At 30.4% G+C, this 20602-nt stretch carries 19 protein-coding genes; 11 read left to right on the forward strand and 8 right to left on the reverse strand.

Annotated elements, in window-relative coordinates; translation table 11 throughout:
• Window positions 1-7 precede the first annotated feature (7 nt).
• The 7 genes from M4I21_RS10345 (at window position 8) to M4I21_RS10375 (ending at window position 6977) form a co-directional block, all read left to right on the forward strand.
• Window positions 8-931, forward strand: coding sequence for a PorP/SprF family type IX secretion system membrane protein (locus M4I21_RS10345; protein WP_249559072.1), 924 nt, complete (start codon window positions 8-10; stop codon window positions 929-931).
• 10 nt (window positions 932-941) lie between these two features.
• Window positions 942-2858: an OmpA family protein gene (locus tag M4I21_RS10350; RefSeq protein ID WP_249559073.1), complete on the forward strand. Its 1917-nt coding sequence runs from the start codon at window positions 942-944 to the stop codon at window positions 2856-2858.
• Between the two features lie 130 nt (window positions 2859-2988).
• A complete protein-coding gene (locus M4I21_RS10355) occupies window positions 2989-3351 on the forward strand; it encodes a hypothetical protein (protein WP_249559074.1) in 363 nt (120 codons plus the stop codon).
• A gap of 159 nt (window positions 3352-3510) precedes the next feature.
• Window positions 3511-4260 (forward strand): hypothetical protein, encoded by a 750-nt coding sequence (locus M4I21_RS10360; RefSeq protein ID WP_249559076.1) that lies wholly within the window; start codon window positions 3511-3513, stop codon window positions 4258-4260.
• Between the two features lie 375 nt (window positions 4261-4635).
• On the forward strand, window positions 4636-5289 hold the full coding sequence (locus M4I21_RS10365; RefSeq protein ID WP_249559077.1) for an NAD(P)H-hydrate epimerase: 654 nt from the start codon (window positions 4636-4638) through the stop codon (window positions 5287-5289).
• A gap of 6 nt (window positions 5290-5295) precedes the next feature.
• On the forward strand, window positions 5296-5928 hold the full coding sequence (locus M4I21_RS10370; RefSeq protein WP_249559079.1) for a Pycsar system effector family protein: 633 nt from the start codon (window positions 5296-5298) through the stop codon (window positions 5926-5928).
• A gap of 167 nt (window positions 5929-6095) precedes the next feature.
• The gene (locus M4I21_RS10375) at window positions 6096-6977 is read left to right on the forward strand and encodes a DUF6268 family outer membrane beta-barrel protein (RefSeq protein WP_249559080.1); all 882 of its coding nucleotides are present in this window, start codon (window positions 6096-6098) and stop codon (window positions 6975-6977) included.
• On the opposite strand, the gene M4I21_RS10380 is transcribed toward M4I21_RS10375, so the two are convergent.
• The 4 genes from M4I21_RS10380 to M4I21_RS10395 all read right to left on the reverse strand — a co-directional run bounded on the left by M4I21_RS10380 (window position 6978) and on the right by M4I21_RS10395 (window position 11288).
• Complete coding sequence (locus M4I21_RS10380) at window positions 6978-7658, reverse strand: potassium channel family protein (RefSeq protein ID WP_249559081.1); 681 nt, start codon at window positions 7656-7658, stop codon at window positions 6978-6980.
• A gap of 6 nt (window positions 7659-7664) precedes the next feature.
• Window positions 7665-9434: a TrkH family potassium uptake protein gene (locus M4I21_RS10385; RefSeq protein WP_249559082.1), complete on the reverse strand. Its 1770-nt coding sequence runs from the start codon at window positions 9432-9434 to the stop codon at window positions 7665-7667.
• A 101-nt stretch (window positions 9435-9535) separates the two neighbouring features.
• The gene (locus M4I21_RS10390) at window positions 9536-10213 is read right to left on the reverse strand and encodes a response regulator (RefSeq protein WP_249559083.1); all 678 of its coding nucleotides are present in this window, start codon (window positions 10211-10213) and stop codon (window positions 9536-9538) included.
• Window positions 10206-11288, reverse strand: a complete 1083-nt coding sequence (locus M4I21_RS10395; RefSeq protein ID WP_249559084.1) for a sensor histidine kinase — start codon at window positions 11286-11288, stop codon at window positions 10206-10208. Before M4I21_RS10395 ends, M4I21_RS10390 begins: the two co-directional genes overlap by 8 nt.
• A gap of 159 nt (window positions 11289-11447) precedes the next feature.
• Between M4I21_RS10395 and M4I21_RS10400 the strand changes: the two genes are divergently transcribed.
• Both M4I21_RS10400 and M4I21_RS10405 read left to right on the forward strand, forming a co-directional pair.
• Window positions 11448-12644: a winged helix-turn-helix domain-containing protein gene (locus M4I21_RS10400; RefSeq protein WP_249559085.1), complete on the forward strand. Its 1197-nt coding sequence runs from the start codon at window positions 11448-11450 to the stop codon at window positions 12642-12644.
• A 56-nt stretch (window positions 12645-12700) separates the two neighbouring features.
• Entirely contained in the window at window positions 12701-13687 is a 987-nt protein-coding gene (locus M4I21_RS10405) for a hypothetical protein (protein ID WP_249559086.1), read from the forward strand.
• Between the two features lie 121 nt (window positions 13688-13808).
• On the opposite strand, the gene M4I21_RS10410 is transcribed toward M4I21_RS10405, so the two are convergent.
• A complete protein-coding gene (locus M4I21_RS10410; protein ID WP_249559087.1) occupies window positions 13809-14441 on the reverse strand; it encodes a putative DNA-mimic protein in 633 nt (210 codons plus the stop codon).
• Between the two features lie 132 nt (window positions 14442-14573).
• On the opposite strand from M4I21_RS10410, the gene M4I21_RS10415 reads away from it, so the two are divergent.
• A complete protein-coding gene (locus tag M4I21_RS10415) occupies window positions 14574-15449 on the forward strand; it encodes an AraC family transcriptional regulator (protein WP_249559088.1) in 876 nt (291 codons plus the stop codon).
• 205 nt (window positions 15450-15654) lie between these two features.
• A complete protein-coding gene (locus M4I21_RS10420; protein ID WP_249559089.1) occupies window positions 15655-16503 on the forward strand; it encodes an SDR family oxidoreductase in 849 nt (282 codons plus the stop codon).
• A gap of 70 nt (window positions 16504-16573) precedes the next feature.
• Here M4I21_RS10420 and M4I21_RS10425 read toward each other — a convergent pair whose 3' ends face one another.
• Genes M4I21_RS10425 through M4I21_RS10435 form a run of 3 tightly spaced genes read right to left on the reverse strand, consistent with a single transcriptional unit; the run spans window position 16574 to window position 20601 of the window.
• A complete protein-coding gene (locus M4I21_RS10425; protein ID WP_249559090.1) occupies window positions 16574-17839 on the reverse strand; it encodes a hypothetical protein in 1266 nt (421 codons plus the stop codon).
• A gap of 33 nt (window positions 17840-17872) precedes the next feature.
• The gene (locus tag M4I21_RS10430) at window positions 17873-19108 is read right to left on the reverse strand and encodes a hypothetical protein (RefSeq protein ID WP_249559091.1); all 1236 of its coding nucleotides are present in this window, start codon (window positions 19106-19108) and stop codon (window positions 17873-17875) included.
• 17 nt (window positions 19109-19125) lie between these two features.
• Complete coding sequence (locus M4I21_RS10435; protein WP_249559092.1) at window positions 19126-20601, reverse strand: leucine-rich repeat domain-containing protein; 1476 nt, start codon at window positions 20599-20601, stop codon at window positions 19126-19128.
• Window position 20602 lies beyond the last annotated feature (1 nt).

Genomic DNA, 20602 nt, shown 5'->3' on the forward strand with positions numbered 1-20602 from the left:
TATCAAAATGAACTTAACCAAAAATATAAAGCATTTAGTGCTAGTAGTTATACTATGTAGTATAAGTATTGCCAATGCACAGCAAGCCCCACAGTATACACAATATATGTACAACACAATGTCATTAAACTCTGGGTATACAGGAACAGGAGGCAATCTAGAAGCAACAGTACTACACCGGTCACAATGGGTTGGTTTAGATGGCGCACCAACGAGTCAGTCTTTTTCTATACAAGGAAAATTAAAAGAAAGAATAGGAGTGGGCTTAAGTGCAATTAATGATAAGCTAGGAGCGTCTAACAACATAGTAGTTAATGCTAATTTTGCTTACGAACTTCCTTTAGGTTACACAACAAAACTATCTTTAGGTTTAAATGCCGGTTTAGATATTTTAAATATAGATTGGTCCAAAGGTAGTTATTCAAATAATTTAGATCCAATTTTTAACCAGAATAATAAAGACGTACGTCCTGTTTTAGGAATAGGTGCTTTTATGTATGGTACAAAATGGTATGCAGGTTTATCTACACAAAACCTTTTTAATTCTGAAATCTATAATGATAAGGATGATATAGTAACAGACCGTAAAAGTCAATATTACGCTATGGCAGGTTATGTTTTTGATTTGTCTAGAAACTTAAAATTTAAACCATCTATATTAACTAAACACGTATCTGGTGCACCTGTAACAGTAGATGTTTCTGGAAATTTTTTAATAAATGAAAAGTTTAGTTTAGGAGCAGCGTATCGTTATGATGATGCGGTTAGTGCTTTAGCGGGTTTTCATATCACCAAAGAGTTGTTTTTGGGCTATGCTTACGATTATTCTTTAACAGATTTAGGGGACTACAATAACGGTTCTCATGAGATTATTTTAAAATACAGTGTTTTTAACTCTAAGAAGAGAGCACTATCACCTAGATTCTTTTAAAAATATAGATATGAAAAAAAGTTTATTCATTTTAAGTATACTTTTTGCTTCATTATCTGTAGCACAAAGTAAAGAAGAGAGAGCAAACGATTTCTTTGATGATTTTAAGTTTAGTGAAGCTATTAAGGTTTACACAAGTATAACATCAGAAAAAAAGAAACCATCGTTAGACGTTATTCAGCATTTAGCAGATAGTTATTTTAATATAAACGATTACCAAAATGCAGAACAATGGTACAGTAAGTTGTATGGGATAAAAGGAAAGCAAATAGGAGAGAGTAACCTAATAAAATTGGTGCAAAGCTTAAAAGCTAGCATGCAAGTAGAAAAAGCAGATGAGCTTTTAAAAGAATACTACACCAACCCAACAAAGCTAAAAATGATTATGTTGCAAAAGGCATATTTAGATAGTCTTTCTAAGACAAAACCAAAATACACTATCAAAAATATGCCTTTTAATAGTCAAAAGTCAGACTTTGCACCTGCCATGTATTCTAGAGGTTTGGTATTTGCATCAGCAAGAGATACCGCTAAGTCTAGCAAATTATATCCTTGGAACAAGCAACCGTATTTAGACTTGTATTTTACAAATCCTAAGCAAGAAGATTTTGTTCCAGAAAAGTTTTTAGAGAATATGGAATCTACTTTTCATGATGCAACAATTGCTATTTCTAATGACGGAAGAACAGTATATTTTACTCGTAATTTTATCAAAAAAAACAAACTTAATGCCAATGCAGATGGCCTATCTAATATGCAAATATTAAAAGGGACAATAGCAGATAATAAGCTTATAAATGTAATGTCTTTAAGCTTTAATAGTAAAAATTATTCTTGTGGTCACCCTGCATTAAGCGCAGATGGTAAATCTTTATACTTTACCTCTAATATGGATGGTGGTTATGGAGATAGTGACCTTTATGTAGTAGAATTATCTGCTTCTGGAGATGTGGTTGCTAAGCCAGAGAATTTAGGGCCTACAATAAATACTAGAGGTAGAGAAATGTTTCCTTTTGTAGCTAAAGAAGAACTTTACTTTTCATCAGATGGACATTATGGTTTAGGTGGTTTAGATATTTTTGCTTCTAAAATTTTACCTAAAGGAGAATACTCATTGCCGCTAAATATGGGGGAACCTTTAAATAGTAATATGGATGATTTTTCGTTTATCAGAGAAATGGCATCTACAAGTGGTTACATAGCATCTAACCGCTACGGAGGTATGGGAGATGATGATATTTATCATTTTGAAGGGGCTAAACCTGTTAATTGTTTAGAGTATTCTGGTAATGTATATAATAAACTTACCAATGAGCCTTTAGAGCGAGTTACTGTTGCTATTTATGATGAAGATGATACACTAATACAAAATAGTAAGACAGATGCAAATGGCTATTATAACTTTATTTTACCGTGTAACCAGACCAGTAAAATAGTTTTTGCAAAAGACAAGTACTCTAAAAAAACGGTTGCTATCACAACTAAAGAAAATCCTGAGGAGCCATCATTTAATAATAAGGTGTATTTAACTCCTTTTGAAAGTTTAATAGTTAAAGAAGATAATGTAGAAAAGATAAATGTAGAACCTATTTATTTTGATTACGATAAATCTAACATTACACCAAGAGCAGAGATAGAACTAGAAAAAGTACTTTTTGTATTAAGAGAGTTCCCTGATACTAAAATAAAAATAGAATCGCACACAGATTCTAGAGGTAAAGATGCTTATAATTTAGAATTGTCTGACGATAGGGCAAAATCTACCAGAAGATATTTAATTTCTAAAGGCGTTGATATAGATCGTATAGAAAGCGCCAACGGTTTTGGTGAATTAAAACTTAAAAACAAATGTAGCAACGGTGTTAAATGTTCTGAACAGGAACATTTATTAAATAGAAGGTCTGACTTTATAATTGTTGCGAAATAAAAATACGTATAGTTTCCCCCAAACCTTTAATAAAGCACCGAATTTCGGTGCTTTATTTATGTTAAAGTAAATATAAAATGGTAGCCTTTTGGCGTATAATTTATTATTTTGAAAGCTAAATTATAGAAAGATGAAAAAAATTATATCACTAGTAATGAGTATGTGTTTGGCAGTTGTTTTGCACGCAAATACAGCACCTTTAAATTCTGAAATTAAAGTAGGTACAGAACTTAAAATAGGAGCAGCTTCCGAAGCAAACTATCAACATTTAGTCTTACCAAGAAAAAACTTTATTATAAAAAGTGGAGGATTGGCAAACTATAAAAGTTTAAAAAATTTAACCGTTGTAGTTACAGCTGTTACTACAAACTCAAATGGCAATGTAGAAGTCACTTTAAAGCGTAAAAACAGTAAAAAGTTTTTTAACAGTCACCCTACTATAAAAGCTAATTATACCAAAGCAATTGTAGCAAAAGAACTATTAAATAAATAGTGTTGGCAGAAATGTAATACGAGTATAGTTGAGGTTGAAAATTAAATTGACTATCTTTAAAAGAGTATAATTTATTGAATTATAGAGCGATAGGTTTTTTGAAACCTGCAATGCAATAGCGTTTATCTCTTTGCTTGTTAATGCCTAAAACTATAAAAAATGACAGAAATAATGCATTTTGCAGCACAATATTTAGCTGCTGCAGGAATAAGTTTTATCGAGAAAAAGGCAGATGATAGCCATACTAATCTTGGTTTTTCAGTAAGAAATCAACAATTAGAAACACACCCATTATCAATAAACGGAGACATACTTTGTTTAAATTATAATACGTTTTCTTTAGATTGGAGTTCTTCAAAATTTAGCGCTTCTTTTTTTCTAGAAAATAAAACACATGTACAAGCATTAGAGTGGTTGCATAATTCCGCTAAGATTTTCTTAGGTAAAGAATATAAATATCAATTTCATTATGCCTTGCCTAATGTTATAGATGATTCTTTTACATACGAATTAAATATATCAGAATTAAGCGAATTAGCTTCTCTAAGAACAGTAGCACAATCTACGATACTAGAGACACTGAGAGAGTTAAATTTAAAGTCGGAGGTTCGGGTTTGGCCACACCATTTTGACACTGGCGCTTTTGCTAGTTTAAATAGTGAGTTAGATTTAGGGTTAGGAATGGCTATACCAGATGAAGTGGTTAACGAACATTATTTTTATATAAGCGGATATAAAGATGGCAAAAGTATAGAAACAAATAGTTTAGAGATGCTTACTGAGGGTGAGTGGAAAAACAATGGTTTTAAAGGAGCTGTGTTACCCGTAAAAAAAGCTAAAAAAGACAAAGCAATACAATTTTTCACGAGCGTTGTAAAGGAATATGAAAAGGATAGAGAATTGTGTTAAGTTGTATATTTTAAGAGCTAAATAAGATTTTTTTTAATGGTTACCCCATACTAAAAGCATTGCGTAAGTGATGCTTTTACTGTTTATACAAGACTTGTTTTTTAACGTATTGAAAGGCTTATATCATTTATTCGTCCAATATTATATTCTTTTTGTAATTTAATCAAGATAAGAACAACTACTTAAACCACCCATTCTATGAAAAAACCAATCGCAATTGCCCAAGTAAATAACCTAGAAAATAAATAACCAGAACACGCCTTAGTTAATGGTTTAGACTTGGTTATTGTTAAGTTTGATGCTAGCTACAAAAATTAAAGAAGCGCAAGCAATACAGTTCTTTACGGAAGCTATTAATACCTATAAAAAGTAACTATGCAGGTAACCAGTCTTTCGTTAGAAGCCTTTAAAGAGATGGATTATTGGGCGGTTGAAAAATACAACTTGTCCATTCAATTGATGATGGAAAATGCTGGGCTTCAGCTAGCAAGATTAATTGTTAAAAAAGCAACTGAGACCTCTGTTATTACTATCGGAGTTGGCAATGGAAACAATGGCGGTGGCGGACTAGTAGCTGCTCGTAGACTCGCCGCTTGGGGATTTAATGTGAATTTAGATTTGGTAGTTCCTATTACCAAAGACCTGCCAAAAGCACAGTTAGAAAGAGCTTTATTATTTGGAGCTAAGGAAGGTGCTCCAGAAACAACGGATATTTGGGTAGATGCCTATTTAGGTTTCTCTCAACGATTACCGCTGTCAGATGCTTTTGTAAAAAGTATTGCATTAGCCAACGCTTCATTGGCATTTAAAATTTCGTTAGATATTCCTGTTGGTATTTCTAAAGATGGAACGCTTTTAGGATTCAAAGCTGACCAGGTAATGACTTTGGCAGCACCTATAATGATATTGGAAAAATTGCCAAGTACATTAGAAGTGTATGTAGCAGATTTAGGAATTCCTAAAGCAGTTTATGAGCATTTTAATATTAAGATACCTAATTTCAGTGAAAACCAATTGATAGCTTTATAAGATAATATGATAAACGAAAAAGAAGAAGCCAAGGAAATTGATAAGCAATTAAGAAAGGAATTGGGTATTGATAAAGAGAAACTCAAAGAGCTTAAAAAGAAGCTGCTAAAAGTAGAGCCACGCTCAGAACGTGGTGCAGAAACCTTGTTTCGTTTGGTATCTAAAAATCAGTATACCTTAAATACAATGATAGATAGAAAATCGAATATTCTTATTTCTATCAACGCGCTTATTCTTTCTATAACTTTAGGTACTGTACTTAACCAATTAGATAAAGATCCTCATCTTATATTTCCGGCAAGTATTATGTTATTTACCAACTTAATTTCTATTGGGTATGCTGTATTTGCAACAAGACCAGAACTAACGCACGGAAATAAGAACACCAATAATTTATTATTCTACGGAAATTTTAATACAATGGAAGAGGAACAATATACAGAGGAACTCACTAGTTTAATGTACAAGGGAGATGATCTTTATAAGGCTATTGCTAAGGACACCTATCACTTAGGAAAAACTATTGATAGAAAATTTAAATTGCTTAGAGCTTCTTTTCACGTATTCTTAATTGGTATTATTTTAGCCGTTATAGGTTTTATTGCTTGTCATGTGATGTTTGGTAATTACTTTATGTAAGATTCGTTTTTTTATGTTCTGTATAAAGTTGTCCGCTTATTGTTATAAAATTTGTTAAAATGTTGCTTGTAATAGGTAATGAGTTGTAAATACTGACATATTTAATCATTTATTATTGATAACTTTGCAAGGTTTTATAGGTCTTAGTAGTAATTTAATTAATTTGAATGAGGAATAAAAGTCTGTTGTTTGTAATGTTATTGGGTTTTGTAACCGTGTCTGCACAGATTTCTGATTTTGCCAGAGTAGAATATAAATTATTACCAAGAGGAAGCTCTAATTTTGGTTACAGTCGTATTCGTGTAGCTGCCAATTACCCCATAGAACTTAAAAACAGCAACTACTTACTAGTAGGGTTAGATTATAGCAATATAGAAATGTCTTTTGATTCTGATATAGTAAAATTTGATACAAATATTATTCAGGATTTTCAAATGCTAGAGTTTAATCTGGCATATATAAAAAAACTAAAAAACGATTGGCGTTTGGGAGTGCGTTTTACACCAGGTTTTAGTTCTAATTTAGGAAGTAAAATTACTTTTGAAGATGCTGTTTTTGCAGGTGATGTAGTATTTATTAATGATAAACGAGACGATACAACTATAGATAAGCCCTACCGTTTAATAGTAGGGGTTTCTTATTCGCAAAACAGGGGTATTTCTTTTCCGCTTCCGTTTATAAGTTATTACCGTAAGTTTCATCCAAAGTGGTCTTATAATTTAGGAGTTCCAAAGTCTAATTTACAATACCATATTTCTCCAAAATCTAGATTAAAATTGGTAACAGAATTAGATGGTTTTACAGCTAATATACAAGAAGGTTTACCCGTTAATAATGAAGAAGATTTAGCTAAGAAAATTAATGTTTCACTTATTCTAGGAGGTTTACGCTACGAATATAAGATAAAAAAGCACTTAGAGTTTTTCTGTAATTTTTCTGGAGTATTAATGGAGTCCGCAGAACTAAGAAATAAAAGCAACGATAAGGTATCTACCGTAGATAAAAAAAATACCATTTATTTTGGCACGGGGATACGCATAAAAAAGTAGTTAGGATAAGAATTTTTTAATGTCTTTATTTCCTCCATAAATAACTAGTATATCGTCTTTGTCTAATATACTATCTGGGTTAGCAATACCTTTTACTTTTGTAATATTTCTAGTTTTACCTACAATACTTTTTACCTCTTTGTTAGAAATTGTAGTTAAAACAATTAAATTATACTTTTCTCTCATATTAATTTCCCTAATTGTTTTACCATCATATCTCGCAGGTAATTTTGCCTCTACAATACTAAAATCTTCATTAAGTTCAAAAGAGTTTAAAACCCCTTTTAAACATAGTTTTTTTGCCCATCTCTCAGCCGATTCTTCTTCAGGATGTACAATCTCATCAATACCAATAGCGTGTAGAACTTTTTCGTGTAAAGCGTCTATTGCTCTACTAATTAATCGTTTTACTTGTAAATTTTTAAATAAAGCTGTGGCCATAATATTGGCACCTTTATTTTCGCCAATAGCAACAACAACCAAATCTGTATCTTTTAGTGGTAAACCAGATACAGTATGCTCATCTGTAGCATCCATACAAATGCAATGAGAGATACGTTCTTTGTACATATCTACACGACCCATATTGGTATCTATACCAATAACCTCGTTACCTTGTTCTGTTAATTTTATAGCTAAAGACGAGCCAAAACTCCCTAAGCCTACAATTATATATTTCATCTTATTTTAATTTATAGTCAATTCTTCAGTTGGGTATTTGTAATTTCTTTGCTTGGTTTTTTTAACCAATGCAATAAGTAATGTAAGCATACTTACTCTACCAATAAACATAATACCAATAATAACAAGTTTACTTGCAGCACTTAACTTGGCTGTAATACCAAGACTTAAGCCTACTGTACTATATGCAGAAAAGCACTCAAAAGCGATATCTAATAGTTTTTTATCGCTATCAAAAATAGAAACTAAAATAATTCCAGATCCTATAACCAAAAGCGATAAAGATATAACAGCAAAAGCTCTGCGTACAGACACATCTGCAATTTCTCTTCTAAATACTTCTATTTTAGATTTTCCTTTTGCTAAGCTTAAAAAGTTAAGTGTTGCAATGGCAAATGTGTTTGTTTTTATACCACCACCGGTAGAAGCAGGTGAGGCACCAACCCACATTAGTAGAAAGATAAGCATTATGGTAGAAAAGTTTAAGGCCGACATATCTACCGTATTAAAACCTGCGGTTCTAGGTGTAGCAGCTCCAAAAAGTGCTGTCACAAATTTTCCAATTCCACTATGTTCTTTTAGTGTATTATTGTATTCGTTTATATAAAAAAGTATCGTTCCAATAACCGTTAAGGCTGTCGTAGTAACCAATGTAATACGACTGTTTATGTTTATAACCCAAGGTTTATGAGTTTCTTGTTTGCCTGATAAATAAAACAACTTTCTAACAAAAAAGTACTTTAAATACTTAATTAAATTTACAACTATAGGAAACCCTAATCCACCTAAAATAAATGAACCCATTAGAATGCTTTGAAGCATATAGTTGTGTTTAAATCCTGTTTGATAAAGACTATTTGGTAGCGTAGAAAAACCAGCATTACAAAATGCAGAAACCGAATGAAATAGCGAGAAAAAGCAACGTTCAAAAAAAGAACTAAACAGAGATTTATCTACACTAGTGTAAATTAATAATGTGGCTAATATTTCTATAGAAAATGTAATTATTAAAATACGTTTTAAGGTAGAAAAGACTTCGCCAAGCTTAGATGAACCTGTTATATCACTTAAAGAAAGTTGATTTTCATAACTAGCGCCACCTTTAAAAAAATAACTGAAATAACTAGCCACTGTAAGTATCCCAATACCACCAGCTTGTATTAAAAACAATATTACAGATTGTCCAAATGTTGTAAAGTAACTGCCTGTATCCACCACAATTAAACCTGTAACACATACAGAGCTGGTAGCAGTAAAAAGCGCATCTAAAAAAGAAATACTAGTGTAGGTTGCATTGGGTAACATCAACAATAATGTACCAATAAAAATAATACCTAAAAAACTGATTATAAAGAGCTGAGCAGGGTTAAATACGGTGCGTTTATAATTTACGTTCTGTTCAGAAAATTCTCTTATAAATGTTAGTATAATGGCAAATTTTACCCAAGTATCATTGTATAGAAAAGAAATATGTTTGTGTGCTTCTTCACCTAAAAAATGGGCGTATAAAATAGTAAGTGTAATAAGTATGGTTAGACTGTCAAAAATTAGAACACTACGTTTTATGGTTTTATGACGTTTAATATACCGTAATATAGTTGCTAAAATTCCTAGTGTTATAACAACAAAATAGTAGACATTAAAAATGTGTTGTAGTTGCGAGGATTTATCGTAACCAAAATCTATTACAAATAAGAGTAACCCAAGTACACTAAAAATAAATGTAATGCGGTATAACTGTTTAAAATGGTCAATGTAGTTATTAAAAAAGCTCAATTTGCAGTAGGTTTTGTTTTAAATTTAAGACTGCAAAGTTCATCTAAAAACTATATGTTTAAAATCAAGTTTTTAGATGAGATATAAAGATTTTATAAAGATTACTCAAATCTATAGCCAACACCACTTTCTGTAATAATATAGTGTGGATTATTGGGGTTGTCTTCAATTTTTTTTCTGAGGTTGCCTACAAACACTCTTAAATATTGTGTTTCTGTACTATAACCGTTACCCCAAACCTCTTTAAGTATATATTGGTGCGTTAATACTTTGCCATCGTTTTTGGCAAATAAGGCCAGCAGATTATATTCGGTAGAAGTTAATTTTACTATTTCGTTATTTTTTTTCACTGTGCGGGCAACCAAATCTATATCTAAATCTCCTGTGGTAATGCTAGAGTTGTTTTCTATGTTTTGATTACTTCTAATTGCAGAACGCAACCTGGCAAGTAATTCACCTGTTCTAAAAGGCTTTGTTAAATAATCGTTTGCACCATTGTCTAATGCTTTTACAATATCTATTTCACTGTCTTGCACAGACAAAATAATTATGGGGTTGTTGTACCATTCTCTTAACTCTTTAAGTACAATATGTCCGTTTTTATCTGGCAAACCAATATCTAGCAGAATAGCATCTGGCAAGTGACTAGCAGCAAGTGTAATGCCTTCTTTAGCTGTGTCTGCCTGCAACACTTTATACTCATTACTCTCTAAATTTATCTGGAGTAATTTTCTAATTTGTGGCTCATCATCAATAATTAATACTTGTGCTTTATTCATTCTCTAAAACTTTTATTGAAGAAATTTCTACAGGAATAGTTACTGTAAATTTAGCTCCTTTAGGTTTTACATTTTTTAATTCTATGGTGCCATTTAATGCCTCTGTAAATCCTTTAACAATAGATAAGCCTAAACCAGTACCACCTGTGTTTTTGGTATTTAATTTATAAAATTTATTAAATACATGTTGTTTTGTATTTTTAGGAAAACCAATGCCATTATCTGCAACTACAATAGTTAATACATTGTTTTTACAAGTCGCGGTAACAGCTATTGTTGTTCCGCTTGGTGTATGTTGTAATGCATTGTGTATTAGGTTGTGTAACATTGTTTCTAGGAGTCCACCATCAATTTTAACCAAAGGCAAGTCTTCTTCGGGAATGTAGGTAATAATATGGTTGGTAGCGTCTTTTTCATTTTCTTTTAAAACACTAAAAATAAGCTCATCAATATCAAACCAATCATAAATAGGTTTAATCGTTTTTGCCTCTAGACGACTCATACTCAAAAGGTTTTCTACTTGTCTGTTTAAGCGATTAGATGCCAGTTCAATTTCACTATAAAGTTCTATTTTATTTTCTGATGATAACTTGGTATTTTTATCTGTAATAGTATCAATAGCACCAATTATTGCAGAGATAGGAGTGCGTAATTCATGCGATAGAGAATTTAGTATAGTGTTGTAAAGTGCTATGGTTTTTTCGTTTTCAATTTCGTTTGTCTTTTTAATTTCAAACTGTCTTATTTTATAGGTTAACACACCATTTATTAAAGCAATTACAAAGTACATTGCAAACATTAAAATATCTTCGGCAGTATCTATGTGTAGGGTTAAAGTAGGCGGTATAAAAAAGAAATTAAGTAGTAAAGCACTTAGTAATGCAGTTACAATAACAGGTAAAATATCAAACAAAATAGCAGAAATAGAAACCGCTAACAGTAATATTAAGGCAACAACACGATACCCAATAATATCTTTAAAAGAATATGATATTACAGATAAAAAAATAATTAATAACACACATATTAAATGCTGCTTTGTACTGCTAATTTTTTTTGTGGTTAAAACTCCCAAATCTATTTATTTAAGCTGTTGCAAAGATAAATATTATTAAATAAGCATTGCTTTTTTAGAGAGATAACAACGGATTTTAATTTTATTTAATCGTAGTTGCTTAGCAGTTATATAACAGTATATTTAGTAGCTATAATAATTAAGAAGAAGTAGGATCGTATGCCGCATAAAATAGAATCTTTAGCTTTAGAAGATGCCAGAAGAATAGTAGTACAGTCACAGCAGTTGCCGGTAACAAAACAAATAGGTACAGACATAGACGCTACACTTTTTGCAATAGAGCATTTAGGATATATACAGATAGATACAATTTCTACAATAGCACGCGCACACCACCATACTATTTGGAACAGAAATCAAAGCTATACAAAACAGCATCTAGCAGATTTAGTGGAGCGTAAAGATGTTTTTGAGTATTGGTCTCATGCAGCAGCATACTTGCCTAGTAAAGATTATAGATTTACGCTGCCACGTAAAGAGGCAATTAAAAGCGGAAAGCAAAAGCACTGGTACAAAAAGGATGCTAAATTAATGAACTCAGTTTTAGAGCGAATTAGAAATGAAGGTCCTTTAATGGCTAAGGATTTTGATGGAAAAGGCAAAAAAGTAGGGGATTGGACAACTAAACCAGCCAAGCAAGCCTTGGAAAACTTATATATGGAGGGTGAATTAATGATAAGCTCTAGAGTTAATTTTCATAAAGTATATAATATTACAGATCTAGTATTACCGGAAGATATAGATACTTCTACACCAACACAAGAAGAGTATTTTACATTTTTAATTGCCAAGTATTTACAAGCAAATGGAGTAGGACAAGCAGCAGAAATGGCATACTTGCTTAAAAACACCAAGCAACATATAATTGAAACCTTAAAAGCAATGGTTTTAAAGGGAGATGTTTTAGAGGTGAAAATTAATAATACTATTTATTACACAACTTCCTCTGCATTGGATATACTAAATAATCCTTTAGAAAAAGGAATTTTAAAAATCCTTTCTCCTTTTGATAACTTGGTTATTCAGAGAAAGCGAATGCAAGATATTTTTAACTTTAATTATTTGTTAGAATGTTATGTACCCAAAGAAAAAAGGAAATATGGCTATTTTGTACTGCCTATTTTATGGAACACAGATTTGGTTGCTAGAGTAGATTGTAAAGCAGATAGAAGCTCTGGTGTTTTATTAATACATCATCTTTTTTTAGAACCTAGTTTAAATAATGTAGAAGAGTTTGCTGTGGCTTTAGCTCAAGAATTAAAAGTATTTATGTTGTTTAATGACTGTGTTAAGATAAAAGTAGAAAAGACTAGTCCTGCTAGTTTTAAATCGATTTTAAATAAATTATTGCGCTAAAATCCTCACTGAAAACTGGGGTTATAAACAGCAAATGAAATAGTACATTTGACTTTATGGATATAGGATTTAAAGAAGTAGTGATAGGGATTTTAGTTTTACTTGTACTACTTTATTATGCAGTAAAGGCTAAATATATGTTACCCGAAAAAGTAGCAGCTAAAAACCTAGAAACTTTTTTAAAAGCGAATTATGGTACAGCTTTAAAATATAACGATTTATACAGGTTTTTTAATACAGCAACAATGAATCCCAATTGTTTTAAAGCTGTAATTTATGAGGTAGAAAATCCTAAAGTAGAAATGTATTTAACTTTTGAAGCTGATAAAATTGCAGAACAAAAGGATGTTAAATCCATGTATCCAGATGGTTTATCATTTCACCAATTATACTTGCAAAAACAAGAGGTTGTAGCAGCACAAGCCCTAATTTCTGATAAAATGAAGCCTCTTGGCGTTTGTTTAGAGTGGAGTTATGACCTTGTTGAACTTACTTTTGATAGGGATTATTCAGAAATAGAAATAGCAGAGAAAGAACAGTATTTTATAGACTTATTTAGCAAAGAAGACACAGATAAATTTGGGTATTACCATTGCTTTAATCTAAAACTAATTTTTAAAAATGATACAGATACAAGTTTAATGCATTATGTAGAACAAGAGAATAGTGTTTGGGTTTTAAAAGATATAAAATTAAATGAAAATGAAGTTGGTTTTAATGAGATTGACAAAGACGTTAAAGCAACAATACAGAAGTATTTAGAAGAAGCGCAACCTAAATTAGTATTAAGTAACTATTTTGGGACAGTTGTAAATAAGTCTGACTTTAATAGGGTTATTTGGGTACAATACAGCGAAAAGAGAAGAACAAAAAAGGAAATAGAAGCTGCAAAAAAAGGAGTATATGTGTCACCTATAAATGGTTATGTTGTTGTGTACTGGAATATTTATAAAAAGCAAGCACAGCACATAACTTTTGTTCCGTTGAAAGAACACCTTACAGTAGCAGAAATTTTAATGGTTGAAAAAGAAAATTTAATGTAAGGGACTAGCAGTTTTATACTGTGGCAATTTGTAATTTAAGATATCATATACTAGTTAAGGAAATAAAAAAGGAGCATCAATTTATAGTAAATTAATGCTCCTTTTTTACATTGAATATTCCCTAATTAAAAACGATAGCCGTTTTGTTTTTTATACTGTAATTAGCCGCTTCAAAAAGTGTTAGCCAAACCATTTTTTCTATCCAAAAATCACCTTGATCGTCTATAGTATTGTAAAGGCCTTCTTTGTTTTGTACTTCTAAATTTTCATTTAATTCTATACCTAACTTTTTAGCAATGCTTTTTAGGTCCGTTAACAATCCAAAAGAAGAACCAACCATAGCTCCAGGCACTGTTATTTCTTCAGTATCAAAAATAACCTCTTCAAAATCTATAGGAATATAGTATCCTTCACAGTCTGAGTGTACTAAAAGGTGACTGTAAAACATAGAAGATTCTTCTTCTACGATAGGGTCATTTGCAGGGTCTAAATCTGTGCTAAAAGGTTTTGCAACCCAATTTTCATCATTCATATAATAAGCAAAAAAACGTCTTAAATAATGAAGAAAAGAATAGGGGAAACCACCAACCTGTATGGATTCTACATCTAGCTTACTTGGCTCTATATGTGGCTTGTAGCCGTTTAATTCTAATAATTTATTTAGTTGTTCAAACTCAACTTTGTAGGCTTCATAACCTTCTGGCTCGTTCTCTAAAAAATCTACTAAAATTCCGCTTGTAATACTCAATCCCATTTTGCACTTATTTATGATGGCAAATATAAGTTGACTGTATTATTTATATGACTTTAAATACGTTTTTTTTAAGAATCAGTTTTTCTAAAAGAATCTAAATTATACTAACTTAGTAGGTCCTAAATGTAATTGATGAAAGTAAGTAATGTACAGCAAGTAAAGTTTGAGAATGAACGCGTAGAGAGTCAGTTTGATATTATAATGTTAGATGATTTATTATCTAGAGATATTAAGGATCATACACTATACGATTTTCAGCAGATAAATTTTTATATGATGCTTTTTTATACTAGTGGAACAGGTGTACATACTATAGATTTTACGGATTATGAGATAAATAAAGGAACTATTTTAAGCATACGAAAAGACCAAATACATAAGTTTGGACAAACAGATGCCCAAGGTTATTTGCTATTATTTACAGATGAATTTTTAATGCAGTTTTTTGAAGAGTCTGAAGTCTTAAAAACGCTTCAACTTTTTAATGAACTTCTAAATTCACCTAAAGTACAGCTTAATAGTAAGCAGTTTACAGAAATAGATGTTTTAGCTACAGAAATTTACAACGAGTATTTCCAAGTTAATGATCAGCATTCATTGGGTATTGTGCGTAGTTTATTGCATATTCTTTTTCGTAAAATTTTAAGATTAAAGTCAGGAAGTGATGCAATAACAATGACTAAAAAATATTTACCTGAATTTGTTAATTTTCAATCTTTGGTAGAAAACCAATGTTTTACAACAAAGAAAGTTTTAGATTATGCAGGGCAAATGATGATTAGTACTAAAACATTAAATAACATTACCAATACTATTGTACATAAGTCAGCAAAACAATTTATAGACGAAATTTTAGTCAAACAAATTAAGAGGTTGCTTATAAATACAGACGTAACAATTAAAGAAATAGCATACACAACTGGTTTTGAAGAACCAACTAATTTATATAAGTTTTTTAAGAAGAATACCGGACTTACTCCAGAGCAATTTAGGATTTCAAAAATTTAATTATTCAGTTTTTTACAATTTAATGATTTAGTTTAATGTGTATTAAGTATTGTTTTGTATGAGTTAATAGTGTTTTTTAGTTATTTTCATTAAAGTCTACTTTCCCGTTTTTACACTATAATTTTATTTTTTGATAGTTTTTGTACAATAAAGCAATTGCACCTTTGCAGTATAGAAATTATACAGCAATTTAAAAATTATAAAAATGAAAATAGCAATTACAGGAGCAACAGGAAATTTAGGATCTCAAGTTGTAAATAAATTAAAAGAAAGAGTAGGAGCAGAGAATATTATTGCTCTAGCACGTACACCAGAAAAAGCAGCAAATTTAGGAGTTGAAGTTAGAGCTTTTGATTATTACAAGCCAGAAGAAATGGAGTTGGCCTTAGTAGGTGTAGATAAATTATTATTAATATCTGGGGACGATATAGGTAAGCGTATAGAACAACATAAAAATGTAGTAAACGCAGCAATAAAAGCAAAAGTTAATGCTATTACATACACTAGCCTATTAAATTTAGATGACTCTTCTATTGGGTTTGCTCCTGAGCACGTAGAAACAGAAAAAGAGATTAAAAAATCGGGTATTCCCTATACGTTTTTACGCAATGGATGGTATACAGAAAATTACCTAGCATCACTACCAACCGTTTTAGAGCTGGGTGCTGTTTATGGTAGTGCTGGTAGTGGTAAAATTACATCTGCAACCAGAGCAGATTTAGCTGAAGCAGCAGCTATTGTTTTAAGTTTGGATGCACAAGAAGGAAAAACATATGAGTTATCTGGAGAAGAAGTTTTTACTATGAACGACTATGCAGCAGAAATAGCGAGACAAACAGGAAAGGATATTTCTTATGTAAATTTACAAGAAGAAGATTATGCCAGTGCATTAGAAAAAGCTGGTTTACCAGAAGGGTTGGCAAAAATTATTGCAGGAGCAGACACGGCAACATCTAAAGGAGATTTGTATTATGCAGGTAATGAGTTAGCAGAATTGTTAGGTAGACCAACAGTTACATTAAAAGAGGCAATAGCGAATACACTTGCCAAATAAATATTTTATTTAATTATATAAAAAATGCCCGGTCTAAATTAGACTGGGCATTTTTTAGATGTGCTATTTTTTAATCGCAAACCGTATAAATTATAGACTTTTTATCTATTTTAAATTCCTTTTGTTGTTGTGTTACATCTTGTAACATTATATATTTATTTACTTGTAAAAAGTTATCATAGGCACTAACATTTTTTTCATAGGAAGGCGGCACCTTTTCGCGGTAAATAAAATTATTTAGCTTTTTATTGTAGCTGTAATTTTTAGAGTTTATTTCCTCGCTTTTAAACTGTTTATATCCAAAATTGTAATAAATAGTTTCAGGTGTATTATTAATAGTAGACATTTCTTTTAAAAAGGTATCATCCTCAGAACCTACTTTTGGCAAGGAAGATTTTTCTGTTACTTGGCTTTCTCTAAATACTAATTTGTTGCCATCTATTAAAACTCTAATGGGCATTTTATTTTCTGCTCTTGTATGTTCAAAAACAATAAAGTCATTAAAATTAGTAGTATTTTTAAAATTGTAGAGCGTTATTTTTTGATCAGCAGATTCCTCATAAGACTGATTTAATGCTAAAGAGATTTGCTTAGGTACACTTGTTGTTTTATGTACATAAGGAAAATCAAAACAATTGGCATCTTTATTAAAAATAGGAGTTAGGTTTATTGGGTTTTTACTTGTTTCATTGTACGTAATAAGTGTTCTATAACTAAATCTATCACCTAAAAAAGAGGTTTTGGTAGTATCTCCAATACTAGGATTGTAACGACCGTATACATTAAACGGATATTTAGTTTTATTTGGGTTTAAGTGTAAATACTTCTCCTTTACAACACGCCAAGTGCCCATTTGTATTTCGCCAAAAGATGTAATTACATATTTATTTTGATGGTAAAGAAATAATGTTGGGCTACCCTCTGGAGATCTACTTCCAAAAGATAAGTTGTATGCGCCAATTAAGTTTTCTTCTATGTCCTTATATTGTTTTTCCGCGCTATATAAAGAGTCCATATTAGTAGTTAAATAATTTTTTCTAAGTTTGGCTAATTTAATTTCTATAGCATTACAATCTTCAAATAATTTAGATTGAAGAAGTTTATCATACTCGTGAAACGTAGTTTGTCTAAAGACCTTAGTCGAATCTTTTGCACTAAGTGCAGCACAAGATTTTACCTTAACTTCAAAATCTGCTTTGCTGTCTATGTATTCTATTTTTTCTATACAGTCACAAGTAGAAGACGCCTTATCGCTTACAATTTTTTCAATACTCTGTGCATTAACAGTAAGTATAGTAGTAAGTAGGAGAAAAATTAAAGATTTTATGTTTTTCATAGAGTTATTGGTATGTTTTTTTAAATTGTGACCTTAGTCACAAACGGTGTAAATAATAGATTTTTTAGCTATTGTAAACTGTTTTTGTTCCTTAGTTAGATCTTGTAATTTTTCGTATTTATTTACTTGATAGTAATTATGGTAATCGCTTATATCTGGCTCATAAGTAGTTTCTAAACTTTTATCATACAAATAGTTGTTATCTTTTTTGTTATAGTTGTATTGCTTAGAGTTTATAAGTTCGCTTTTAAATATTTTATAACCAGAATTGTAAAAGATAAATCTAGAATTAGTAGCATCCACAGTATTTTCTTCATGAGAAGAATATTTTACGGCTATACTGTCTTCATCAAATATCAGTTTGTTGTCACCAATTAGAATGTCAGCTGGCATCCCATCTAAATTTCTTGTGTGTTCAAAAATAATGAAGTCGTTAAAATTCTTAGAATTTTTAAATGTGTATAATGTTATTTCTTGATTTTCAGATTCCTCGTAATTTTGATTATAAGCTAATGATATTTGATCTGGTTTACCGCTAGTTTTGTGTATGTACGGAAAATTAAAACAATTGGCATCTTTATTAAAAATTGGACTTAGGCTTATAGGGCTTTTGCTTGGTTCTTTATACGTAATAAGTGTTTTATAGCTAAATCTATCACCTAAAAAAGAGGTGTATGTAGAGTCGCCTATATTGGGGTTGTGACGACCATAGATCGTAAGTGGAGATTTACTTTTATTAGGAAATAGATGTAAGTATTTCCCTTGTACAACCTGCCAAGTGCCTACTTGTAATGCATCAAAAGATTCAATAACATATTCATTTTGATTGTAAAGGATTAATGTTGAACTACCTTCTGGAGATTTTTTGCCAAATGATAAATCATAACTTCCTATTATACTTTTTTCTATTGTTTCATATTTTGTTTGAGTAGCATCTAACGAGTTTGTGTTAGTTGTAATATAGCTTTGCCTTAACTGTTCTAATTTAGCTTCTAAGCCATCACAATCTGCAGGTAATTTAGATAAGTGAAATTTTTCATACTCCTTAAAAGTGGTGATTTTTAATAGTGCGATAGAGTCATTTTTACGAAGTACAGAGCAAGAATAAATCTTGTTCTCGAAGTCTAATTTACTAGTTACACGATCTATTTTTTTTATACACTTACAAGATTTGGCAATATTGTTTTCTGCTAATTTTTCAATAGTTTGCGCCTTGCTAGTACATACTGTTATGAGCAGGGTAAAAAGTAGTAATGCTATATTTTTCATATGTTCGTTGTACTTAATTATCGGTTTATGTAAAATGTAATGCTTGGGAACTTTCTTTTAAGGACTTCAATTTCATTGCGATCCTTATCCTCGAGGTAATTTAAATGAACTTCTGTACTATTTTTAAGCCTACTAAAAGCACTGATGTTTATTGCATTAGAATAATAATCTAAAGTAATTTTCTTTACGTTTATTAAAGCGTATACTTCTGGAGGTAATTTTTTTAAACCACAACCGCTTATATCCAATTCCTCTAAAGAAACAAGACTTTTTAACGTAGAAACATTTTTAATATTTTGATTAAAACTTAAGTTTAATTTTTTGAGCTTTTTATTCTTTTTTAAAGAATTCGGGACTGTATTGAATGAGCAAAAGGATAGATCAAGTTCTTCTAAATCTTGTAAATTTTCAATTCCATTTAAATTTTGTAAATTTTCATTAAAAGAAAAGTTAATATACTTTAATTTTTTTAACTGTAAAATTTCATTAGGAATATAGGGGCCAATATAACTGTTTTCTTGTACGTATAAATGAGTTAAATTTGTTAATAGCTCTAAACCTTTAAAATCGTCAAGACTACCACCTATTTTCAGTGTTTTTAATTTTTTTAAAGCTACTATTTCATCTTCTATAGCGGTAATATTGCAACGCGTTATATCTAAATTTTCTAAATTAATTAGTCCTTTTATATGGGTTATAGCATCATAATAATGTAATTTATAATTATTAGAGAGATCAAAACTCTTCAATTGAGTTAAATATTTAAACTCCATTGGAAGTTGATTTAAATTACATGCTTGTAATTGTAAAGACTCTATTTGTTTAATGTTTTTTAAGTTAGATATTCCTGCTAATTTTTTACTATATGCTAAGTCTAAATATGTTACATTTTTTAAATAGCCTATATGCTCTGGTATAGTATCTAGTGATGATTGTTGGTAAATAAGAGTATCTACCATAGAGATATACTTAAAGCTTGTATAGTCTGTAATAGGATTAGATGAAATATCTATTTTTTTTAAGTTTTGTAATTTTAGTATCTCTTTTGGAATTGCATTTAGGCCAATTTTAGCTAGACCTAAGTATCTTAATTGTTCTAAATTTTTTATTTTTTTAGATAGGAGTAAAGATTTAGAACTAGATATGTTTAAGTCTGTCAAATTTTTAAGTTCATAAACACTGTTTATATTCTTAAGATTACTGCAATTAAAAAGAATTAATTTTTCTAAATTTTTTAAACTTTTTAAAGAAGATACACCCGTCAGTAATTCTTGATTATACAGAGAAAGGCTTTTTAAGTTTTTAAATTCACTTAAATCTTTAGGTAACTCCTTTAATTGTAAAGGATAACCTTTAAATTTTAGATGATAAATTTTAGTTTTATCAATCTGTGGCGTTAGTTCGTGATAGTTGTAAATTTTATCTGCTTTTTGGGCAAAAGTTAGTTTAGTACTAATCAATAAAATAAAAAATAGATAAGATTTTAATTTCATA

Source organism: Cellulophaga sp. 20_2_10, assembly GCF_023476645.1.
GTDB lineage: Bacteria > Bacteroidota > Bacteroidia > Flavobacteriales > Flavobacteriaceae > Cellulophaga.